At 36.8% G+C, this 16,567-nt stretch carries 21 protein-coding genes; 8 read left to right on the forward strand and 13 right to left on the reverse strand.

The genetic code is table 11. The annotated features are described in order from the left end of the window. Positions 1 to 136 precede the first annotated feature (136 nt). A complete protein-coding gene (locus PLI06_02945) occupies positions 137 to 793 on the forward strand; it encodes a hypothetical protein (protein ID HOI76554.1) in 657 nt (218 codons plus the stop codon). A gap of 79 nt (positions 794 to 872) precedes the next feature. Here PLI06_02945 and PLI06_02950 read toward each other — a convergent pair whose 3' ends face one another. Together PLI06_02950 and PLI06_02955 are read right to left on the reverse strand one after the other, a co-directional pair. Continuing rightward, positions 873 to 2,261: a flippase gene (locus PLI06_02950; GenBank protein ID HOI76555.1), complete on the reverse strand. Its 1,389-nt coding sequence runs from the start codon at positions 2,259 to 2,261 to the stop codon at positions 873 to 875. 40 nt (positions 2,262 to 2,301) lie between these two features. After that, positions 2,302 to 3,267, reverse strand: coding sequence for a hypothetical protein (locus PLI06_02955; protein HOI76556.1), 966 nt, complete (start codon positions 3,265 to 3,267; stop codon positions 2,302 to 2,304). Positions 3,268 to 3,380: 113 nt separating this feature from the next. Between PLI06_02955 and PLI06_02960 the strand changes: the two genes are divergently transcribed. Further along, a complete protein-coding gene (locus PLI06_02960; GenBank protein HOI76557.1) occupies positions 3,381 to 3,665 on the forward strand; it encodes a hypothetical protein in 285 nt (94 codons plus the stop codon). Here PLI06_02960 and PLI06_02965 read toward each other — a convergent pair. Next, positions 3,658 to 4,497: a TatD family hydrolase gene (locus tag PLI06_02965; GenBank protein HOI76558.1), complete on the reverse strand. Its 840-nt coding sequence runs from the start codon at positions 4,495 to 4,497 to the stop codon at positions 3,658 to 3,660. The two genes, PLI06_02960 and PLI06_02965, sit on opposite strands and share 8 nt — an antisense overlap. Before the next feature lie 47 nt (positions 4,498 to 4,544). Further along, positions 4,545 to 4,898, reverse strand: coding sequence for a DUF192 domain-containing protein (locus tag PLI06_02970; GenBank protein HOI76559.1), 354 nt, complete (start codon positions 4,896 to 4,898; stop codon positions 4,545 to 4,547). Positions 4,899 to 5,099: 201 nt separating this feature from the next. On the opposite strand from PLI06_02970, the gene PLI06_02975 reads away from it, so the two are divergent. Further along, positions 5,100 to 5,627, forward strand: coding sequence for a THUMP domain-containing protein (locus PLI06_02975; protein HOI76560.1), 528 nt, complete (start codon positions 5,100 to 5,102; stop codon positions 5,625 to 5,627). On the opposite strand, the gene PLI06_02980 is transcribed toward PLI06_02975, so the two are convergent. The 7 genes from PLI06_02980 to PLI06_03010 form a co-directional block, all read right to left on the reverse strand. Then, a complete protein-coding gene (locus PLI06_02980) occupies positions 5,624 to 5,896 on the reverse strand; it encodes a DNA-directed RNA polymerase subunit L (protein ID HOI76561.1) in 273 nt (90 codons plus the stop codon). The genes PLI06_02975 and PLI06_02980 overlap by 4 nt on opposite strands. Position 5,897: 1 nt before the next feature. Further along, entirely contained in the window at positions 5,898 to 6,488 is a 591-nt protein-coding gene (locus PLI06_02985; protein ID HOI76562.1) for a DUF2067 family protein, read from the reverse strand. 4 nt (positions 6,489 to 6,492) lie between these two features. Further along, positions 6,493 to 7,089, reverse strand: coding sequence for an exosome complex RNA-binding protein Csl4 (locus tag PLI06_02990; protein HOI76563.1), 597 nt, complete (start codon positions 7,087 to 7,089; stop codon positions 6,493 to 6,495). Beyond that, on the reverse strand, positions 7,067 to 7,711 hold the full coding sequence (locus PLI06_02995; protein ID HOI76564.1) for an METTL5 family protein: 645 nt from the start codon (positions 7,709 to 7,711) through the stop codon (positions 7,067 to 7,069). Before PLI06_02995 ends, PLI06_02990 begins: the two co-directional genes overlap by 23 nt. A gap of 14 nt (positions 7,712 to 7,725) precedes the next feature. Beyond that, positions 7,726 to 8,211, reverse strand: a complete 486-nt coding sequence (locus PLI06_03000) for a hypothetical protein (protein HOI76565.1) — start codon at positions 8,209 to 8,211, stop codon at positions 7,726 to 7,728. 90 nt (positions 8,212 to 8,301) lie between these two features. Further along, positions 8,302 to 9,981, reverse strand: coding sequence for an arginine--tRNA ligase (argS, locus tag PLI06_03005; protein ID HOI76566.1), 1,680 nt, complete (start codon positions 9,979 to 9,981; stop codon positions 8,302 to 8,304). A 54-nt stretch (positions 9,982 to 10,035) separates the two neighbouring features. After that, positions 10,036 to 10,617 (reverse strand): PHD finger domain-containing protein, encoded by a 582-nt coding sequence (locus tag PLI06_03010; protein ID HOI76567.1) that lies wholly within the window; start codon positions 10,615 to 10,617, stop codon positions 10,036 to 10,038. 112 nt (positions 10,618 to 10,729) lie between these two features. Here PLI06_03010 and PLI06_03015 point away from each other — a divergent pair, with 112 nt between their 5' ends. From PLI06_03015 to rpe, 4 genes are read left to right on the forward strand one after another with little or no spacing between them, the layout of a single operon-like run. Next, a complete protein-coding gene (locus PLI06_03015; protein HOI76568.1) occupies positions 10,730 to 11,572 on the forward strand; it encodes a transketolase in 843 nt (280 codons plus the stop codon). After that, positions 11,569 to 12,510, forward strand: a complete 942-nt coding sequence (locus PLI06_03020) for a transketolase family protein (GenBank protein ID HOI76569.1) — start codon at positions 11,569 to 11,571, stop codon at positions 12,508 to 12,510. Before PLI06_03015 ends, PLI06_03020 begins: the two co-directional genes overlap by 4 nt. A 25-nt stretch (positions 12,511 to 12,535) precedes the next feature. Continuing rightward, the gene (fsa, locus tag PLI06_03025; GenBank protein ID HOI76570.1) at positions 12,536 to 13,189 is read left to right on the forward strand and encodes a fructose-6-phosphate aldolase; all 654 of its coding nucleotides are present in this window, start codon (positions 12,536 to 12,538) and stop codon (positions 13,187 to 13,189) included. Positions 13,190 to 13,193: 4 nt separating this feature from the next. After that, complete coding sequence (rpe, locus tag PLI06_03030) at positions 13,194 to 13,865, forward strand: ribulose-phosphate 3-epimerase (GenBank protein HOI76571.1); 672 nt, start codon at positions 13,194 to 13,196, stop codon at positions 13,863 to 13,865. On the opposite strand, the gene PLI06_03035 is transcribed toward rpe, so the two are convergent. After that, on the reverse strand, positions 13,840 to 14,298 hold the full coding sequence (locus PLI06_03035) for a methanogenesis marker 9 domain-containing protein (protein ID HOI76572.1): 459 nt from the start codon (positions 14,296 to 14,298) through the stop codon (positions 13,840 to 13,842). The two genes, rpe and PLI06_03035, sit on opposite strands and share 26 nt — an antisense overlap. A 61-nt stretch (positions 14,299 to 14,359) precedes the next feature. Further along, entirely contained in the window at positions 14,360 to 15,409 is a 1,050-nt protein-coding gene (locus tag PLI06_03040) for a hypothetical protein (protein HOI76573.1), read from the reverse strand. A 231-nt stretch (positions 15,410 to 15,640) separates the two neighbouring features. On the opposite strand from PLI06_03040, the gene PLI06_03045 reads away from it, so the two are divergent. Then, a complete protein-coding gene (locus tag PLI06_03045; protein ID HOI76574.1) occupies positions 15,641 to 16,549 on the forward strand; it encodes a metal ABC transporter substrate-binding protein in 909 nt (302 codons plus the stop codon). Positions 16,550 to 16,567 lie beyond the last annotated feature (18 nt).

Here is a 16,567-nt window from a genome sequence, read left to right on the forward strand (position 1 = left end):
TTATTGAATAATTTTTTTTGATTGTAGTTTAAAATGTAAAGTATTTCTCCTTTAATAGAAATAAGATACGGCAGAATGCAAAACTTTAAAAGGTATTAATGTTTTTTTTTTAAAATAACTATTGAGGATTGGTACTATGAAAAAAATTAAAATATTATTCGTGATAGTTGTTTTAGCATTTTCCACGTTTTCTGCTGTTTTAGGAACAAGAGTTCTTTCTGAAGAAAGGATAACGACAGACGAAGGGGGCCAAGATGATCCAGCCATATACGGCGACATAGTCGTCTGGAGTGACTATAGAAACGACAATGGCGACATCTGGGGTTACAATCTAAAGACAAAGGAAGAGTTCAGAATAACAACAGACACAAAACAACAGATTATGCCAGCCATATACGGCGACATAGTCGTCTGGAGTGACTATAGAAACGACGACACAGACATCTGGGGTTACAATCTAAAGACAAAGGAAGAGTTCAGAATAACAACAGACACAAAACAACAGATTATGCCAGCCATATACGGTGACATAGTCGTCTGGCAAGACGAGAGAAACGACTTTGGTGACATCTGGGGTTACAATCTAAAGACAAAGGAAGAGTTCAGAATAACAACAGACTCAAATTCCCAATATGATCCGGCCATATATTGCGATCGTGTAGTTTGGGAAGACGATAGAAACGACTACCAATACGACATCTATCTTGCATATCTTGACGTTATTTGCGAAACAGCAAAGAAGTCCTTACCAATCGAGCAGATAATGAAGATACTTGGTCTATTACCAAAATAATATATTTTATTTATTTTTTATTATCCTTTAATTATTTTCTTTGAATACTAGACAATCAAACTATTATTTTTTAGTAGTACTATTTCCATTTTTTCTTAAGATAGTAAAAATAGCCTATAATTAGAGGAGTTCCAAACCCGCCGTATGCCAGAAGATTCATAGTTCTTGAAGGCAATAATCCAACTACGCCCTCAAAGATCATCATCAATAGAAAGATGGCTATTGACAATAAGACAAATCTTTTGTCTGGGATAAACTTAACCTTTAAGCTTTTGACTATCAAGGCCATACCAATTATGCAGGATACCATGGTGGCAAAGGCTGCGCCGTTTATATCATACCTTGGTATGAGCAGATAGTTTAAGATTACATTTATTATAGCTATGAGCACCGTTATCTTCATAGGGGTCCACTGTTTGCCCATCGCCTGGAGCGAAGTTGAGGCTATATAGAATATGGAGTAGAATAACATGGCAATTGACAGAAGTTTTAGTACCCATCCACCTTCCTCAACACCAAAGAGGAAATATATTATTGGATTTGAAAATGCAAAAAGAGAAAGCGCAACTGGGAGTGTAACATTAAAGGATGCTTTAAGTGAAACAAGTATGTTATTGATCCCTTCCTTTTCTATTGATTTTAATTTTGATAGCTCAGGCAGCAATACTGCAGAAAGGGCAATTGCAAACGAGGGAACAATCCCCGCCGTTGGCGAAGCCATACCATAAATCCCAACAGTCTTTGGTCCAAAGAAGTGGGCCAGAATGTAAATATCTGCATTGAAGAGGAGGACAAGGCTCAAAGAGAATATTGAGACTGGAATTGCAAATACTAAGATTTTCTTAAACTCCTTGAAATTTTCACTCTTTAAAGTTAGTTTGACGCCGCTCTTTAGAACTAGCAAAAATGATACTATTATCCCGATTAGATATCCGCCCACAAGTGCCGCAGAAGCGCCAGAAACTCTGAAGATGAAAGAAAGCGGCACTGAAAGCAGAAAGTAAGAGAATGAAAGCGCAAATATTGAAGCTGCCATGTAATTTACTTTTTTGACTCCAAGCAAGATCCCTGTAAACACAGAAAATAAAACACCAAGCGGTATCACGAGAAGGATTATCTTAAGGGGTGTATCTATCCCATCTCTTATGTCGGAAGAATAAAAACTCATTATAACTGGGGATAGTACAAAGAGCAAGATAAATAGGGCAATTCCGATAGGCACGAAAAACAGAGAAGATGAGATTTTCTCATTCTTATTTTCCGCATCATAGATTGATGTGAATCTTGATACAGAAGGTGCAATCCCAAATGATGAAAGAACAAGTATCAGCGACTGGAAAGGCATAATTGCAGACAACAGGCCATACTCTGTCAGGAGGAGTATATTCGCTGTGAAAAGGGTGAAGAGGTAATTTGCAACACGTGAAAATGTATTTGCAATAAGAAGCATCAGGGATTTCTTAATCATATAACTTTATGACTAAAGCTCTATCTTTTATCTCTTTTGTTTAGTCTTTCAACCTTTCCCCAAGCTTTATGATGTTTGTCCTTCCCTTCTCTTCCTTTTCTATTAATCGCCTCTTAAGGAGCTTATCCAGGACCCTTGAAAGAGTTGGCTTTGAAAAGAAGGTGGTCTGCTCAAATAGTTTGGCCTGGGTCATTGAACCGCCGTTGTCTGATATTATCTTTAAGATTCTTGATTCCCTCGGGTCTAGCACATTTAGTGCTACATCTATCTTGCTGTGGCCTCTCTTTCTTGTAATTAAGAGTATAGCGATTAACCCAAAGAAGATAATGGCAGTTGACATCAAGATATACATTGCGGGGTTACTCTGAGGCTTTTCTATTGGAGTTGTTTGATCTTTAATCTGTCTTAGGACTGCGTGTTTTTCATCATAATTGGCGTTAAAAGTAAATTTTTCCCCTTCCTTTACCTCTTCCTTGTACCAGACAACAGAAACCTTATTGTCTACTGATTCAAATCTTGAAGGCGATGGGAGAAATTCAGACAGTACAGGGATCCCTTTTTCAAAGTTAAATGCCATCTTTAGATATCTGATATCGCAAGGAGACTCAAAAGGAAAACTCAAAGCATATGAATCATTTTTTGTAATAAGATCATTTGCATCATACTCGATTATAACAAGAATCTTCTCACCCAGCTTTACGCTGCTGTTGAAATAGAACTTGACAAATGATTCTTTGCCTATTGGTGAAGAAGAAGACTCAAGAACATTTCCAGCTTCATCAGTTATTTTTAAATTGTTCACCCTTCCTGGAACATAAAGAGAAAATCCGTTGAAATCTGGCAATCCTAAATTCAGGAATACCATTCTAATAGTGACATGTTCAGATTTTTCATATATATCAACGTCTATTGTGCATCCCATGCAGGCAAAATCCTCCTGAGCTTGTATGGGAATTTGGCACGATATTCCTATAATAATTAACAAAATTATTATTAGTTTTTTCATAAGGCCACCATTTATCCATGCCGGATGTATATATTACAATTAATTGGCTATTATTTAAGATTTTTCCCAACAAAAAGAAAAGCCTTTTAAATTTTTGGGTATTTTTTTTAACAATGGTGCTTTATATACTTAAATGGGTCGTGGGAATGATTGTTCTGGCCGTGGGCTTATTATTTGGGTTATCGATAGCCCTCAATGCGAAATCTTCAGATGTATACATGATTTCAGGTGCTACAATGATTGCCATCTCATTCATGATTGTGGGGGGCAATATATTTGTAATGGGAACATCGGATATGAAAAAGAAGAAAGAAATAAAGAAGAATAAAGAGCTTTTGTCGAAGGCTGAAGTTCTTTCTTCAAAAAAGAGAATAGATTCATATAGGAATATCAGATGAGTTCAATCCCATATATCTCTTCAATTAAGTATCTGTGTATATAATCAATATCTTCCTTTGATAAAACTCCTTTCTCAAAAAGTTTCTTAGTAGTTTTAGGGACAGTTTTAGGGCCAACAACAGCACCCGGCCTCTCATTGTCATCAATATAGTCAGTTTCCATCAAAAATCGCCGCCCTTCCTCGCAAGCTTTCATGATATTCTTCTCTCTTGCAATAATTGATGGATAAATCCCGATCTTCTCACAGACAGAAACCATTGGCGGTGAAAAATGCTTAATTGTTTTTCCTGGTTCTCCGTGTTTTTTTACTAGCTCCCCCAACTCTATAAACTTATTCTCATCAAATGTTTCAGTGTGAAGCTGCACCGGGCATTTTAATCTCTTTGAAACCTTTAACACTTCTATTAGGAATTGATTTGACATATCTGTAATCTCTTTGTCCACCTCATAATGTGGCCTTCCTACTTCCCCTATGCCAAATGCCAAGCCATCAGAAATTCTTTTTTCAATTTCATTTAGGGCTTCCAAAGCGATTTCAAATGCTTTCTCTTTCCCAAAGTCCATTATAAGATGATGAAATTCTGCAGGGTGCAGCCCTATTATGGGATAAGACTTTGCATCAGTTTCCTTGTTTATCTTATTAGAAAGATCAATTACGTAATCATAGGCCTTTCCAAAGTCTTTGCCAGTTCTTACTTCAGTTCCGGAGTCATAAGCAGTTTTGTAGACAAACATGAAATGCGTGCCGCCTGCTGAAGAAAACTCCCTAACGGCATCAAGCCCCATGCCCCTCAAAGGGTCTATATGCATGTGGTTATCAGTTATGATCATTATAATGATTTGGGCTGGACTATTATTAATAGTTTTGCAATTCCGCTTTAGACAGGAAATAATACTTTATCCCCGGTCTTGATATTATGTTTCTTTATAGAGCCTTGCGGCATCTCAATAAAGTATTTTGCTTTACCTTTGTGCCCCGTGTGGAATGAGAAAGATTTTACATTTTCCTTTATATCTACTACTTCAAATTTAGAGTTAAGCCATGCGACATCAATTGAGAAAAAAACAAACATCATTGTTATTGCAGCTTTCCTTTCCTTATCCAGAACAAAGATATATGCTTCTTTTGACTCCGATATATCTCTTCTAAACATCAATCCTCTTGATAGCTCAAAAAAATTTCTTTGATAAGTCAGCTTATCAAAAATTCTCGATAATTCATGGGAAGGCATTATACCGACTATGGAAGCCAAATTAAAAAAGTATCTTAAGCAATACAAAGCTTTATAAATAGTAACACGTTTATATTTATTAGTGTTACTGGCATATAGTATTCCGCCATATAGAGCTTAATAGATCTATATGGCCTATTTCTCCAAAATTTTTTTAGGCTACATATAAAACTTTTTAAATCAATACTAACTCCTTTCTGTATGGAACAAATGAAAGAATTCCTTCTCGTGACTACTCCCACAGCTAGGCAGTTTGATGGGATTTGGGAAGTAGAATGGGCGCTGGAAGGAGAGATCTTTGAAATTAAAAAAACGAAGTTCAAGGGAGTCCTCCTAGTAAAGTGCAAGAATGCTAGAAAAGCCGCTGAGATGCTAAGGGATTATGAGACAAGCGCCATCCATAGAGTGTTGCCATTTGATAGGTATATCAATACAGACATGAATCTGATAGCAGTTGAAGCAACAGATGTTGCACTGCCTAAGATTTTCAAAAGTGACACGTTTGCCGTAAGATGCAAGAAAAGGGGCAAGGCAAACTTCAAGTCCCAGGACCTTGAAAGAGAAATCGGTGCAAAAATAGTTGAAGCAACAGGTGCAAAGGTAAATCTTGAAGACCCCGATATAAAGGTCATAATACAGGTTATTGATAAAAAAACAGGTATCTCAGTTTTAAAAAGAGAAGAGATTATTAGAAAAGATGTTCTTGAAGAAGATTCAGATTCGTTCTAAAGCAATTTTTTCTTTAATCCTTTAACATCTTTGTTTATACTGCCTATTGCTTCAAGAAGTACATCTTTTGGCGATACTGTGCCGTCTGTATTAATTATGAACATTGGTCTTTTTCTATCAAGAAGAGGATGGTCAATTCTGTAAGCAGCCACCTTTACTTTTTCATTTCTCAATAAAACTTCTCTTAATATATTACAAAGTGTATGGTCTTCACCAATAATCCTAAACTCCAAGTAACTTCCTTCATTTTTAATTACTTCTATATCCAAATTAACCACCTGCATACTCTCTTAGATATGAAAGAGCATCATCATAGCTTATATTTAAAGATACCGTTTCTGTATCGTTAAAAATCTTTTCCTCTATTCCTACGCTTAAAAGCTCCGAAGACAACATCTCATATTCAATTGCAACTCTTACAATGATTTCTGTCACCGGCTTTGATACCCCCTCTAGATCCTCTAATAGGTAGGATATCTCTCCTGCAATATTGGCAGCAACTGAGGCATGCGCCGTAGAAACTACATTTTCCTTTTCTACTTCAAACGAGTACCCTTTGTCGTTTAGGACCACTTTAAGAAGTTTTACAGGAACAGTTGTGCCTGCTATTTTAGAGATGCTGTCGAGATTATAGGTAAAAATCCCTTTTTCTTCCTTGATTTCCTTTTCCTTTATCTCTTCTAAGAAACTCTTAATTGAATAGACTAAATCTCCCATGCTACCGGGATTAAAAACTTTGACCTTTAACGTATCATCAGATACATTAAAAGATATATCCTCAAATTTAGAAAGAAAACGGGCAATTTCAACTTTCTGATTGCCCTTAATTTTAAAACTTAAAACTCTTGTTTTTCTTTTCATCTTATCATAATTTTGCTTTCAAATAATCGTTTGCTGTCTTTCTTGTTTCCTTTGAACCGCAGTATTTGCACTCAAGATTTCCGTCAAGATTTCCATCCTTGTTCTCAAGAGTTTTCTTGCAAACGCCGCAAACAGCTCTGATTACGCCAAGTGAATCTTCCGCAGTTGAAAGTCTTATTGAATCTCCCTGTGTGTCCACAACTCTGGCCCTAACGATATCTCCATTTCTAAACTCTGTGGAGATAGTTTTTACATACTTTTTGTCGGTCTGCGAAACATATATCCTGGCTTTTGTATTGGCTGAAAGCTTTTTGTCTGCATACCCCTCTAATGCAAGAAGGTCCACATAAACCATTTGTGGTTTAACTGATACTATCTCTCCATAGACAATATCCCCTTCTTTTAGCTGAGGCAAAACATTTGTTCTTGAAATAACACTTGCACTTCTTCTTGACATGTCAAGTTCCAAGTTTCCTACCATGGTGGCATATATCTTTCCATTCTCTTCATATGCCCCTTCTCCTGGTAAAAATTCTTCGGCAACACCTATGTAGTCACCTGGTATAACAAATTCTCTTTTAGTCTCTCCGTTCGCTTCCATCATAACACCTCATAAATCTATAAAGTTCAACCTCAATCAGTACTTTCCTTTTCTTATGTACCTGAAACATCGCTTTTATTGGAAAATTGAAACTCTCCTTCTCAACTAGTTCAAAACTGTTTTCCAATGCAACATTTCTTATGAAATCATAGTTCCCTTTCTTGTGCAAGGAATACACAACATCCCCTATTTCAAAAGCCTTTTTCAAAAATTTGGTATCCATGTTCCTCTTTTTTGTACCAAAAGGCGGATTTTGAATAATAGTGTCCCCTCGCAGGAGGACGTTTAAAACGTCACCATCCTTTATCTCGTAATCTCCTAAGACTTGATTACTTTTTAAAGTTAATGTTTCTAAATTATCATTCAAAATCTCTATTGCCCTTTTATCTTTCTCTACAAAATATACTTTTTTAGCCCCTAGTATGAGAGAAGCTATCCCAAGTCTGCCTGTCCCGGCGCCAAGGTCAATTATTGTCTTTCCTTCTATATCTCCCCTATGGTAGGCAAATAAGAGGATTTCAGCAGCAATGTCGCCTGGTGTGGTATACTGCTCCTCAAACATATTGGGGTCTTCCATCTCCTTTAGATTTGAAAGAAAGATTTCAAGCTGTTTTTTTCTCACAAAAATTAAAAATATCAAAGGTATAAAAATCCTACCTTTGATTGAAGAAACTGTTTTAATCCTTTATTCCTCATTAGTATTTCCATCAATACAGCCAAGATGATAATTTCAGCAAAAGCCTTCACCAATATAGTATATACAACAGGTAATGGAAGGCCATATGGAACTTTTAATACTGCAAGCGTCAGATAAGTTAAGAACGCTTCGGGGAGGTATCCACCAAGGACTGCTATACCAGGTCTTGTCTTTTTGGACAGGATAGCAATAAAAATACCAGTTAGCGCCTTAAAAGGTGGTACAAAAAAATTCCCAAAAGTTACTCCCGGCCATATTCCAACTATAAATCCAGTTATGCCCCCAAATATAGGGCCTAACAATATGCCAGCAAGAACTGTACCAATGTGGGACAGATCAAGATAAACATTTGGCACTGGTGTTGGAATAAGCAGTATTGTTCCAAATAGAATTCCTAAAGCTGCAAAAATTGCTGTGAAGGCGATATTCTTTGAACTTTTAGCTTTCAGGGAATCACCAAAAGTAGTAAATTAAGACGATATATAAATATTTGGGTAGATACTCAAAAATGAGTATTACATCTCTTCTGGAGCTTTTATACCAAGAAGCCCTAGAGCATTGTTTAGAACAATCTTTGTCGCTCTAACAAGTGATGCTCTGAACTCTTTGTTTGTTTCGGCGTTTAAAACATGGCATTCATGATAAAACTCGTTGAAGCATTTGGCAACGTCATAGACATAATTAGAAACAAAGTCTGGCCTGTAATCGATTGATGCCCTCTCGACTACCTCAGGAAATTCTGATAATAACGAAACTAGCTTATACTCCTTTTCATTAAGATCATCTATTCCAAGTCCAGAGTTAAGCTCTCCTATTTTCTTTAGGATGCTTGATGCCCTTGCATGGGCGTATTGTATGTATGGTGCGGTGTCCCCTTCGAAGTCCAAAGCCTTTTTCCAGTTAAAGACGATCCTCTTGTTATTATCCTTCATCATGCTGTACTTCAAAGCGCCTATTGTAACAATTTCAGATATAGTGTCAGCGTTTGAAATATTTCTTTCCCTCACTTGGTTCAAAGCCTCTTTTTTTACAACATCCTTTAGTTCAGAATAAAGCACGACATTTCCTTCCCTTGAAGACATCTTACCCTCTTCAAGCATAACAAGCTCATAAGACAAATGAAAGCATTTTTTTGCCTGACTGAATCCCATAAGCTCCAATGTTTTGAAAAGTTGTTTGAAGTAGAATTTTTGTTCACTCCCAACAACATATAATGACCTATCAATTTTAAAATCCTGAAATTTTCTCTCTGCAAGAGCAAGGTCTTTTGTCGAGTAAAGAGCTGTACCATCGCTTCTTAAGATCACAAACTCATCAAGACCAAACTCTTTTAGATCAACTATGACGGCCCCTTCCTTATTTTTTGCAACACCTTTGTCCAAAAGTTCATGTGCTATTTTGGTACCTTCATCCTTGACTTCACTTTCATATAGGAAGATATCAAAGTTAACCCCAAGCTCTTGATAAATTCTATTAAACTCTTCAAGGCTCCAGTCTCTTGTCATTTTCCAGACATCCAGAGTTTTTTTGTCCCCTTCGTATAGATTTTTCAACACGATTTTGTATTCTTCTTGGTATTCTTCGGATTCTTTTAGTTTATTATCCGATTCAGAATAAACTTTTCCCAGAAAATCTCCTTTATTGTGATCTGGTATGACTCCATCATAGAACTTCATATATCCCCATAAGCACTTAGCAACATGGGCCCCGACATCACCTATGTAGTTGGCCCTTACTGTTTCATACCCTGAGAACCCCATTATATTTGCCAGAGCATCTCCAAGGCAGACATTTCGCAAGTGCCCGATGTGAAATGATTTATGTGTGTTTGGTTGTGAATACTCAACCATTACCTTCTCTTTCTTTTTTTCTCCTTTTCCGTAAAGGTCTGCTTCACCTATTATTCTCTCAACCGTTTTTTTTGAAAAATAATTTCTATCAAAAAAGAAGTTTATATATCCACCGGAGGTCTCAGCTCTTGCTACACCTTCTGGAAGGATAATATTTTCTGCAATTTCCTTTGCAATCAGGATGGGATTTTTCTTTAATTTTTTAGCAAGCTCAAAAGAGAGCGGAGTTGCAATATCGCCCAGTTTAAAATCAGGCGGTCTTGAAAAAACTATCTCATAAGAATGTTCTGAATCAACAGCTTTTCTTATTGAGTTTTCCAACTCTTTCTTTAAATTTTTGAGCAATATCGTCCCCACAGCAAAACTAAGTATAATCCTTTTATCGTTTTTGGTTAAAAATTAAAAGTTTAAGAAGATATTTGAAGTAGCTTCTCCCCCTCCAATTTTTATATTTAGGAATGGGATATTTCCGTCGTTTAGAACATAAAAGATTACAACTGCGTTTATTATCAAAAGAACGATAACTAAGACAATGAAAAATAGTTTTTTCTTAGGTATACTCATTCTTTTTTTCGGCATTTCCCTTCTTCGAAGAGTCCTACCTCTTTCGACCATTGGGCTCATAGGTGGCACATCTCTAGGTTGAGAGGAATCTTCTGGGTAGAAATCACCTTTCATCCTTTCCGGGATATCCTCTTCAGTTATGCCCTGTTTTTCAAAACTCTCCTCCACAGGAGACATCGGTTCATCACTTTTCTGCTCAATATCTACCTCTTCAATATAGACATCCTTGTTTTCATCTTTTCTAAATATCTCGGCCGGCTTTCCCAGTCTAACATGCGCAATATTTAGAACTCTGTCGCAATTTGGACAGGGCTGCTCATCAATGCAAGTGAAATGAAAGGTCATGTTACAGTAACTGCAGTAACACATCTCGAGATTGTCCTTTATTCTTTTGCTGCAAATGCCACAAGTTTCCATGATTATTATTTATTTTTTAAATATAAAAAGTTTAGGGTGTGCATTTAATTTCCTCCTTAAGAATTAACCATAAATCATTTATATTGAGAAAAATTAAATCATATCAGATAAGATGAAAACAAAAGAATCTTTGGATGAATCGACGATTAATGATTTGAAAAAAAAATCGAACAAAATTAGAAAACATATAATTGAAATGATTTATTCTGCCAAGTCCGGCCACCCGGGCGGATCTCTCTCCTCTGCGGATATTGTAACATCTCTATATTTCCACATAATGAGTCATGACCCTAAAAATCCTTCATGGCCTGGAAGAGATAGATTCATTTTGAGCAAAGGTCATGCTTGTCCTTCTTTATATTCTGCTCTTGCTGAGTTAGGATATTTTGATGTGAGCGAATTAAAGAATTTAAGAAAGCCTGAGTGCCTTCTCCAAGGACACCCCTGCACAAAGATCCCGGGGATTGAAATTTCAACTGGCTCTTTGGGCCAGGGGCTATCAATTGCCACAGGGATTGCTTTAGGACTTAGACTTGATGGTAGTAGTTCTAGGGTGTTTGCATTGCTTGGTGATGGGGAGCTTCAGTCAGGGCAGATATGGGAAGCCATGATGGCAGCCCCTAAATTTAAACTTGGAAATCTCACTGCAATAATTGATAGAAATATGCTGCAGATAGATGGGCCTACAGAAAAGATCATGGCGCTTGAGCCATTAAAGGACAAGCTCAAAGCATTCAACTGGCAAGTTTATGAGATTGATGGGCATAACATCCGAGAAATTATCGAAACTATTAATGAAGGACTAAAGGTTAAAGATAAACCGAAAGTCATAATTGCGCATACTGTCAAAGGAAAGGGTGTGTCATTTATGGAGAACAATGTATCGTTCCACGGTAAATCACCAACTGACGAAGAGTTTAAGATTGCTATGAGAGACCTGGAGGCTATTTCATGACGGGCTTTGGAGTACCAAGGGATGCTTACGGAGAAGTACTCTCCGAGCTTGGAGAGACAAGAAAGGATTTAGTAGTGCTTGATGCTGACCTGTCATCATCTACAAAAACATCTTCATTTGGAAAGAAATTCCCTGACAGATTTTTTAACATTGGGATAGCTGAACAGAACATGATAGGAATTGCTGCAGGTCTTGCCACCACTGGAAAAACTGTTTTTGCTTCATCATTTGCAATGTTTGCAGTTGGTAGGGTATACGATCAGATAAGGCAATCTGTTGCATATCCTAAGACGAACGTGAAGATAGTTGCAACACATGCTGGTATTACAGTTGGTGAAGATGGCGTATCCCACCAGATGATTGAAGATATTTCACTTATGTGTGCGCTTCCAAATATGAAGGTCATTGTGCCTGCCGATACATTTGAGACTAGGAAAACAATAAGGGAAATTTCTTTAGAAAAAGGTCCAACATATGTAAGGCTTGGGAGGAGCAAAGTTCCTAATGTATTTGAAACTGAAGATGAGATCAAGCTAGGAAAGGCTGCGACATTATTGGACGGGGATGATGTCACAATCATAGCATCTGGTGTAATGGTATCAAAATCACTTGAGGCAGCAGAGAAACTTCAGAAGGAAGGTATTTCTGCTGGTGTATTAAATCTAAGCACTTTGAAGCCAATTGACAGGCAAAGCATCATTAAAGCCGCAAAAAAAACAGGATGCGTTGTTACAGCTGAAGAGCATAATATCTATATCGGCATGGGTGCACTTGTTTCATCAATACTTTCTGAGGAATATCCAGTTCCAGTCTTACGATGCGGGATAAAAGATACATTTGCTCAGAGTGGGGATTATGAACTTTTGATGCAGATATATAATCTTACATCAGATGAAATATACAAACTGTCAAAAAACGTTATAACAATGAAAAGATAATTATAATTATTATAGAGGAGATAAAATGAAGTTTTTTTTGGATACTGCAAATATTGAACAGATAAGGGAAGCTGCGAGTCTGGGTTTAATTGAAGGGGTAACAACCAATCCCTCGCTAATTTCTAAGGAAAAGAAACCTTTCAAGGATATAATCCTAGAGATATGTAAAATCGTCGATGGACCAATATCAGCTGAAGTCACATGTTCTGACTGTAAAGGAATGGTCGAAGAAGCGCTGAAATTATCGGACATCCACAAGAATATTGTAATAAAAGTTCCAATTACAAAGGAAGGATTAAAGGCAGTAAAGGAGTTGTCAGGGCAAGGTGTAAGGACTAATGTCACGCTTATCTTTTCTGCAACTCAGGCACTTTTAGCTGCAAAAGCAGGCGCATCTTACGTATCTCCATTTGTGGGAAGGCTGGATGATATTTCTACTGATGGCATGAATCTTATCGCAGATATCCAGCAGATATACAGGAATTATTCTTTTGAAACTGAAGTCATAATTGCAAGCATCAGACACCCAATTCATGTTTTGCAGGCAGCTCTAATGGGCGCAGATATTGCAACTGTACCGTATGATGTTTTAATGAAACTTATCAAGCATCCTCTTACAGATATAGGCATTGAAAAGTTCATGTGTGACTGGAAAAAGGTAGAGCACAAGGAGATTTAATCTCATGGCAAAACTTGCACCATCTATCCTTTCTGCTGATTTCTCTAGGTTAGGAGACGACATAATGGAAGCAGAAAATTCTGGTGCAGATTTAATCCATGTTGACGTGATGGATGGTCATTTTGTTCCAAATATTACTATAGGACCACTAGTAGTTGATGCAGTTTCGAAAATTACTACTCTTCCGATAGACGTCCATCTAATGATTGAAAATCCTTCTGATTATGTTGATCAGTTTTTTAGTTCTCTTAACAAAGACAGTAGAGATATTTCTCTTGACTACATCTCTTTTCACATTGAAGCATCCTATCACCCGCACAGACTTTTGAACAAAATCAGAGAGTTGAAGGTAAAATCAGGAATAGCTTTGAACCCTTCCACTCCTGTAAACTCTATAACCCATCTTTTGGACTCAATGGATCTACTTATTTTAATGACAGTAAATCCAGGGTTTGGCGGACAAAGTTTCATTGAAACAATGCTGCCAAAAATCAAAGAGGCAAAGAAATTAGTGAAAGGAAATGATATAGAGATTCTAGTAGATGGTGGCGTCACTGAAAAAAACATTAAGAAGATCAGAGATGCTGGCGCAGATATACTTGTAGCAGGCTCAGCAGTCTTCAATAAAAAAGACAGTATAAAAAATAATATTATTCGATTAAAGGCTCTGGTCTAGAATGCTCATACTCTAGAAGTTCCTTCACCTTTTCTTTATTTCTGGCCTTTTTTAATATTTCAACACAGAGCTTTCTTTTTAGGGCAAAATATTTCTCATAAGCCTCTTCATCTTTGTATTTATCTGATAGGGCTATATCTCTCCCGCCCATGCATCCGCTTCTCCTCATGCAGCAGTAAGAAAGTGATTTGAAGCAGACAAGCTCACTATCCCAATCATGCTCTTTTGAGAACTTATCTTTTATCTCAATATATTCTTCCTTTGTAATTCCAAGCTCTTCCAAAGCTTTAGGAAGGCCGCATTTGAATGAAAATGTCAATGGGTATCCAGGGTGACAGCAGAATGCAATTGCTCTTAGATCCCCACCATAGCATATAGGCACGGGTGCAAACTTCCATCCAGGGACCATTCTAGTGTTGTTTGGATTAATCATTGAAAGAACGGTTGATAAGAAGTTTATAAGTGTTTTTCTTAAAATAAAAAAGAAAAATAAATTAATTTTTAGCTGTTATTGCACTCCAGTTGTTTTTAACTGCGTAATAGATTGCCCCGAATCCAAGACTTCCTACTACTAGGCCAACAAAGAATCCAAGGACAGGTATCAGTTTTAGAACTGCCAGTATTACGAAACCGATTACGAATATTCCCATCTCGCTGGTATTAATGTTTAGCTTCTTGGTAATAAAGTTCCCTGCGTAGTAAGAAACGAACAATCCTGAAGTCATAAGGGCCATTATGAAGAACATTCCAAGTATGGCTGCAATAGGCAGACCAATTATTGTAACTGCGAGTATTATTCCGACAATTACTGTAGCAATAATTAATAGGAATCCAATTATAGTTCTTACTATGGAGTCCTTTTCCACTTCTTTTTCTATTGTGAAGAATAGTTTTGGGAAGAGGTGTATTAACAATATTCCAAGGATTAACATTCCGATGGCGGAGAGTATTGAAAGTATAGCACCCAAAGATCTCATGCCTTTAGAAAAATCTTCTCCGACAGAGTTCTTCTGGTAGTTAAATGTGCCCACATTTCCCTTTTCAATTAATTGCTCTGCCGATAGATTAAGTTCCCCATTGATTGTACCTTGATTTTCAAATCCGCCTGTGTTAATGTATGCATATCTCTCGACAACTGATGTTGGGTATATCTTAACGTTCCCGGCAACAGCTATTATTTTGTCAGTGTTTCCCTTGATTGCTAAATCTCCGCAACCTGCCAATATCTTTCCGGTCTTCCCGGAAACATTTGCTTGACCTGCAACAAGAACAAGTCCGCCAGTGATTTGGCCATTTATAGTAGCGTTTCCTCCAGCAACGTAAGCATCGCCAGTTACATTACCGTTTACTACAACTTCTCCTCCTGCAGCGAATAGATCTCCATTTATATTACCGTTTATTGTCACTTGGTCTCCTGAAATAAAAAAGTCATCATTGACATCATTATTAATAGTAATGATCTTTTGATCCCCTACTTTTTGTGCTGCATTGACACTTGGAACTAATAAAGCAAGCAATAATAGAACTATGATTACCTTTTTCATGTTTATCACCGCTTCAAATTATTATAAATAGCTTATATATTTTACTTAAATATTTTATATAGTAATATATTCATGCAAATAGAAGCTAGAATAAATAAAACAATCAAAACCTTTATATATTCATGATAGAGTTCAATAGTAGCACGAATATTATATTCGTATTACTAGGAGGCGATTATCATAAAAAAAATAATAGTATCTATTTTTATTTTAGCATTGATTTTATCCTCAATGCCTACCTTCTCTTCTGCAGAAAAAATTAAGGTAATCTGCACGACAACTACAATGAAATACTTTGTACAAGAGGTTGGCGGGGATAGAGTAGATGTTATAGCTTTAGTGCAGCCTGGAATATGCCCAGATCATTTTGACGTAAGGCCAAGTACTGTATCTGAGATAAATACAGCATCACTTGTAGTTTATCATGGCATCGAGCCTTGGCTTGATAGCATGATAAATGCATCGGAAAATACAAATATCAAAAAACTTATGCTTCAGGGTGCCTGGGGAACACCACCTCTCGCCAAAGCAAAAATTAATTCAATTAAGGATGCACTGATAGATATAGATCCAAAGAACAAATCGTATTATGAGAAAAATACCGCAGAAGTTTCTCAAGAATTAGATGCACTTAATGAAAAAATAATGACAGAAGCAAAAGAACTTGGGACTTCAGATTACAAGGCAATAGTAATGGCATGGCAAAAACCTTTCTCAGAATGGATTGGTCTAGAAGTTGTTGAAATATACCAGCCACCTGAAACATTATCTGTCCAGACTGTTCAAAATCTTGTTGTCAAAGGAAAGGGCGAGAAGGTTGCATTTGTCATTGATAATCTTCAAAGCGGAACAACATTAGGTGCACAAATGGCAGATGAGATTGGTGGAAGGCACTTAGTTTTCTCTAATTATCCTGAAGCAATTCCCGGTACAGATACAATAGCGGAAATGATTCAGTACAATGCAGACCAGCTGTTTAGTTTAATAAAACAAGTTCAAAATGAATCAAAAGAAATAACTCAGCTCAAATCAGACATTTCTTCAATTTCAAATCAATTAGTCATATTCCAGGGACTCTCTGTTATCTTGCTAATTATAGCAATAGCTCTAGGTGCAATGCTTTACAAGAGAAAAAATTAATTTTCTTATTTTTTTTCT

Origin of the sequence: Methanofastidiosum sp., from assembly GCA_035362715.1 — an archaeon.
Taxonomy (GTDB): Archaea; Methanobacteriota_B; Thermococci; order Methanofastidiosales; family Methanofastidiosaceae; genus Methanofastidiosum.

Bases quoted from the DNA above. Each gene is read 5' to 3' on its own strand.
- PLI06_02970 (HOI76559.1), bottom strand. From the start codon at position 4,898: ATGCCTTCCCATGAATTATCGAGAATTTTTGATAAGCTGACTTATCAA.
- PLI06_02960 (HOI76557.1), top strand. From the start codon at position 3,381: ATGGTGCTTTATATACTTAAATGGGTCGTGGGAATGATTGTTCTGGCC.
- PLI06_02965 (HOI76558.1), bottom strand. From the start codon at position 4,497: ATGATCATAACTGATAACCACATGCATATAGACCCTTTGAGGGGCATG.
- PLI06_03010 (HOI76567.1), bottom strand. From the start codon at position 10,617: ATGGAAACTTGTGGCATTTGCAGCAAAAGAATAAAGGACAATCTCGAG.
- PLI06_03035 (HOI76572.1), bottom strand. From the start codon at position 14,298: ATGATTAATCCAAACAACACTAGAATGGTCCCTGGATGGAAGTTTGCA.
- PLI06_02955 (HOI76556.1), bottom strand. From the start codon at position 3,267: ATGAAAAAACTAATAATAATTTTGTTAATTATTATAGGAATATCGTGC.
- PLI06_02990 (HOI76563.1), bottom strand. From the start codon at position 7,089: ATGGAAGCGAACGGAGAGACTAAAAGAGAATTTGTTATACCAGGTGAC.
- PLI06_02945 (HOI76554.1), top strand. From the start codon at position 137: ATGAAAAAAATTAAAATATTATTCGTGATAGTTGTTTTAGCATTTTCC.
- PLI06_02950 (HOI76555.1), bottom strand. From the start codon at position 2,261: ATGATTAAGAAATCCCTGATGCTTCTTATTGCAAATACATTTTCACGT.
- PLI06_03045 (HOI76574.1), top strand. From the start codon at position 15,641: ATGCCTACCTTCTCTTCTGCAGAAAAAATTAAGGTAATCTGCACGACA.
- rpe (HOI76571.1), top strand. From the start codon at position 13,194: ATGGCAAAACTTGCACCATCTATCCTTTCTGCTGATTTCTCTAGGTTA.
- PLI06_02975 (HOI76560.1), top strand. From the start codon at position 5,100: ATGGAACAAATGAAAGAATTCCTTCTCGTGACTACTCCCACAGCTAGG.
- fsa (HOI76570.1), top strand. From the start codon at position 12,536: ATGAAGTTTTTTTTGGATACTGCAAATATTGAACAGATAAGGGAAGCT.
- PLI06_03015 (HOI76568.1), top strand. From the start codon at position 10,730: ATGAAAACAAAAGAATCTTTGGATGAATCGACGATTAATGATTTGAAA.
- PLI06_02985 (HOI76562.1), bottom strand. From the start codon at position 6,488: ATGAAAAGAAAAACAAGAGTTTTAAGTTTTAAAATTAAGGGCAATCAG.
- PLI06_03040 (HOI76573.1), bottom strand. From the start codon at position 15,409: ATGAAAAAGGTAATCATAGTTCTATTATTGCTTGCTTTATTAGTTCCA.
- PLI06_03020 (HOI76569.1), top strand. From the start codon at position 11,569: ATGACGGGCTTTGGAGTACCAAGGGATGCTTACGGAGAAGTACTCTCC.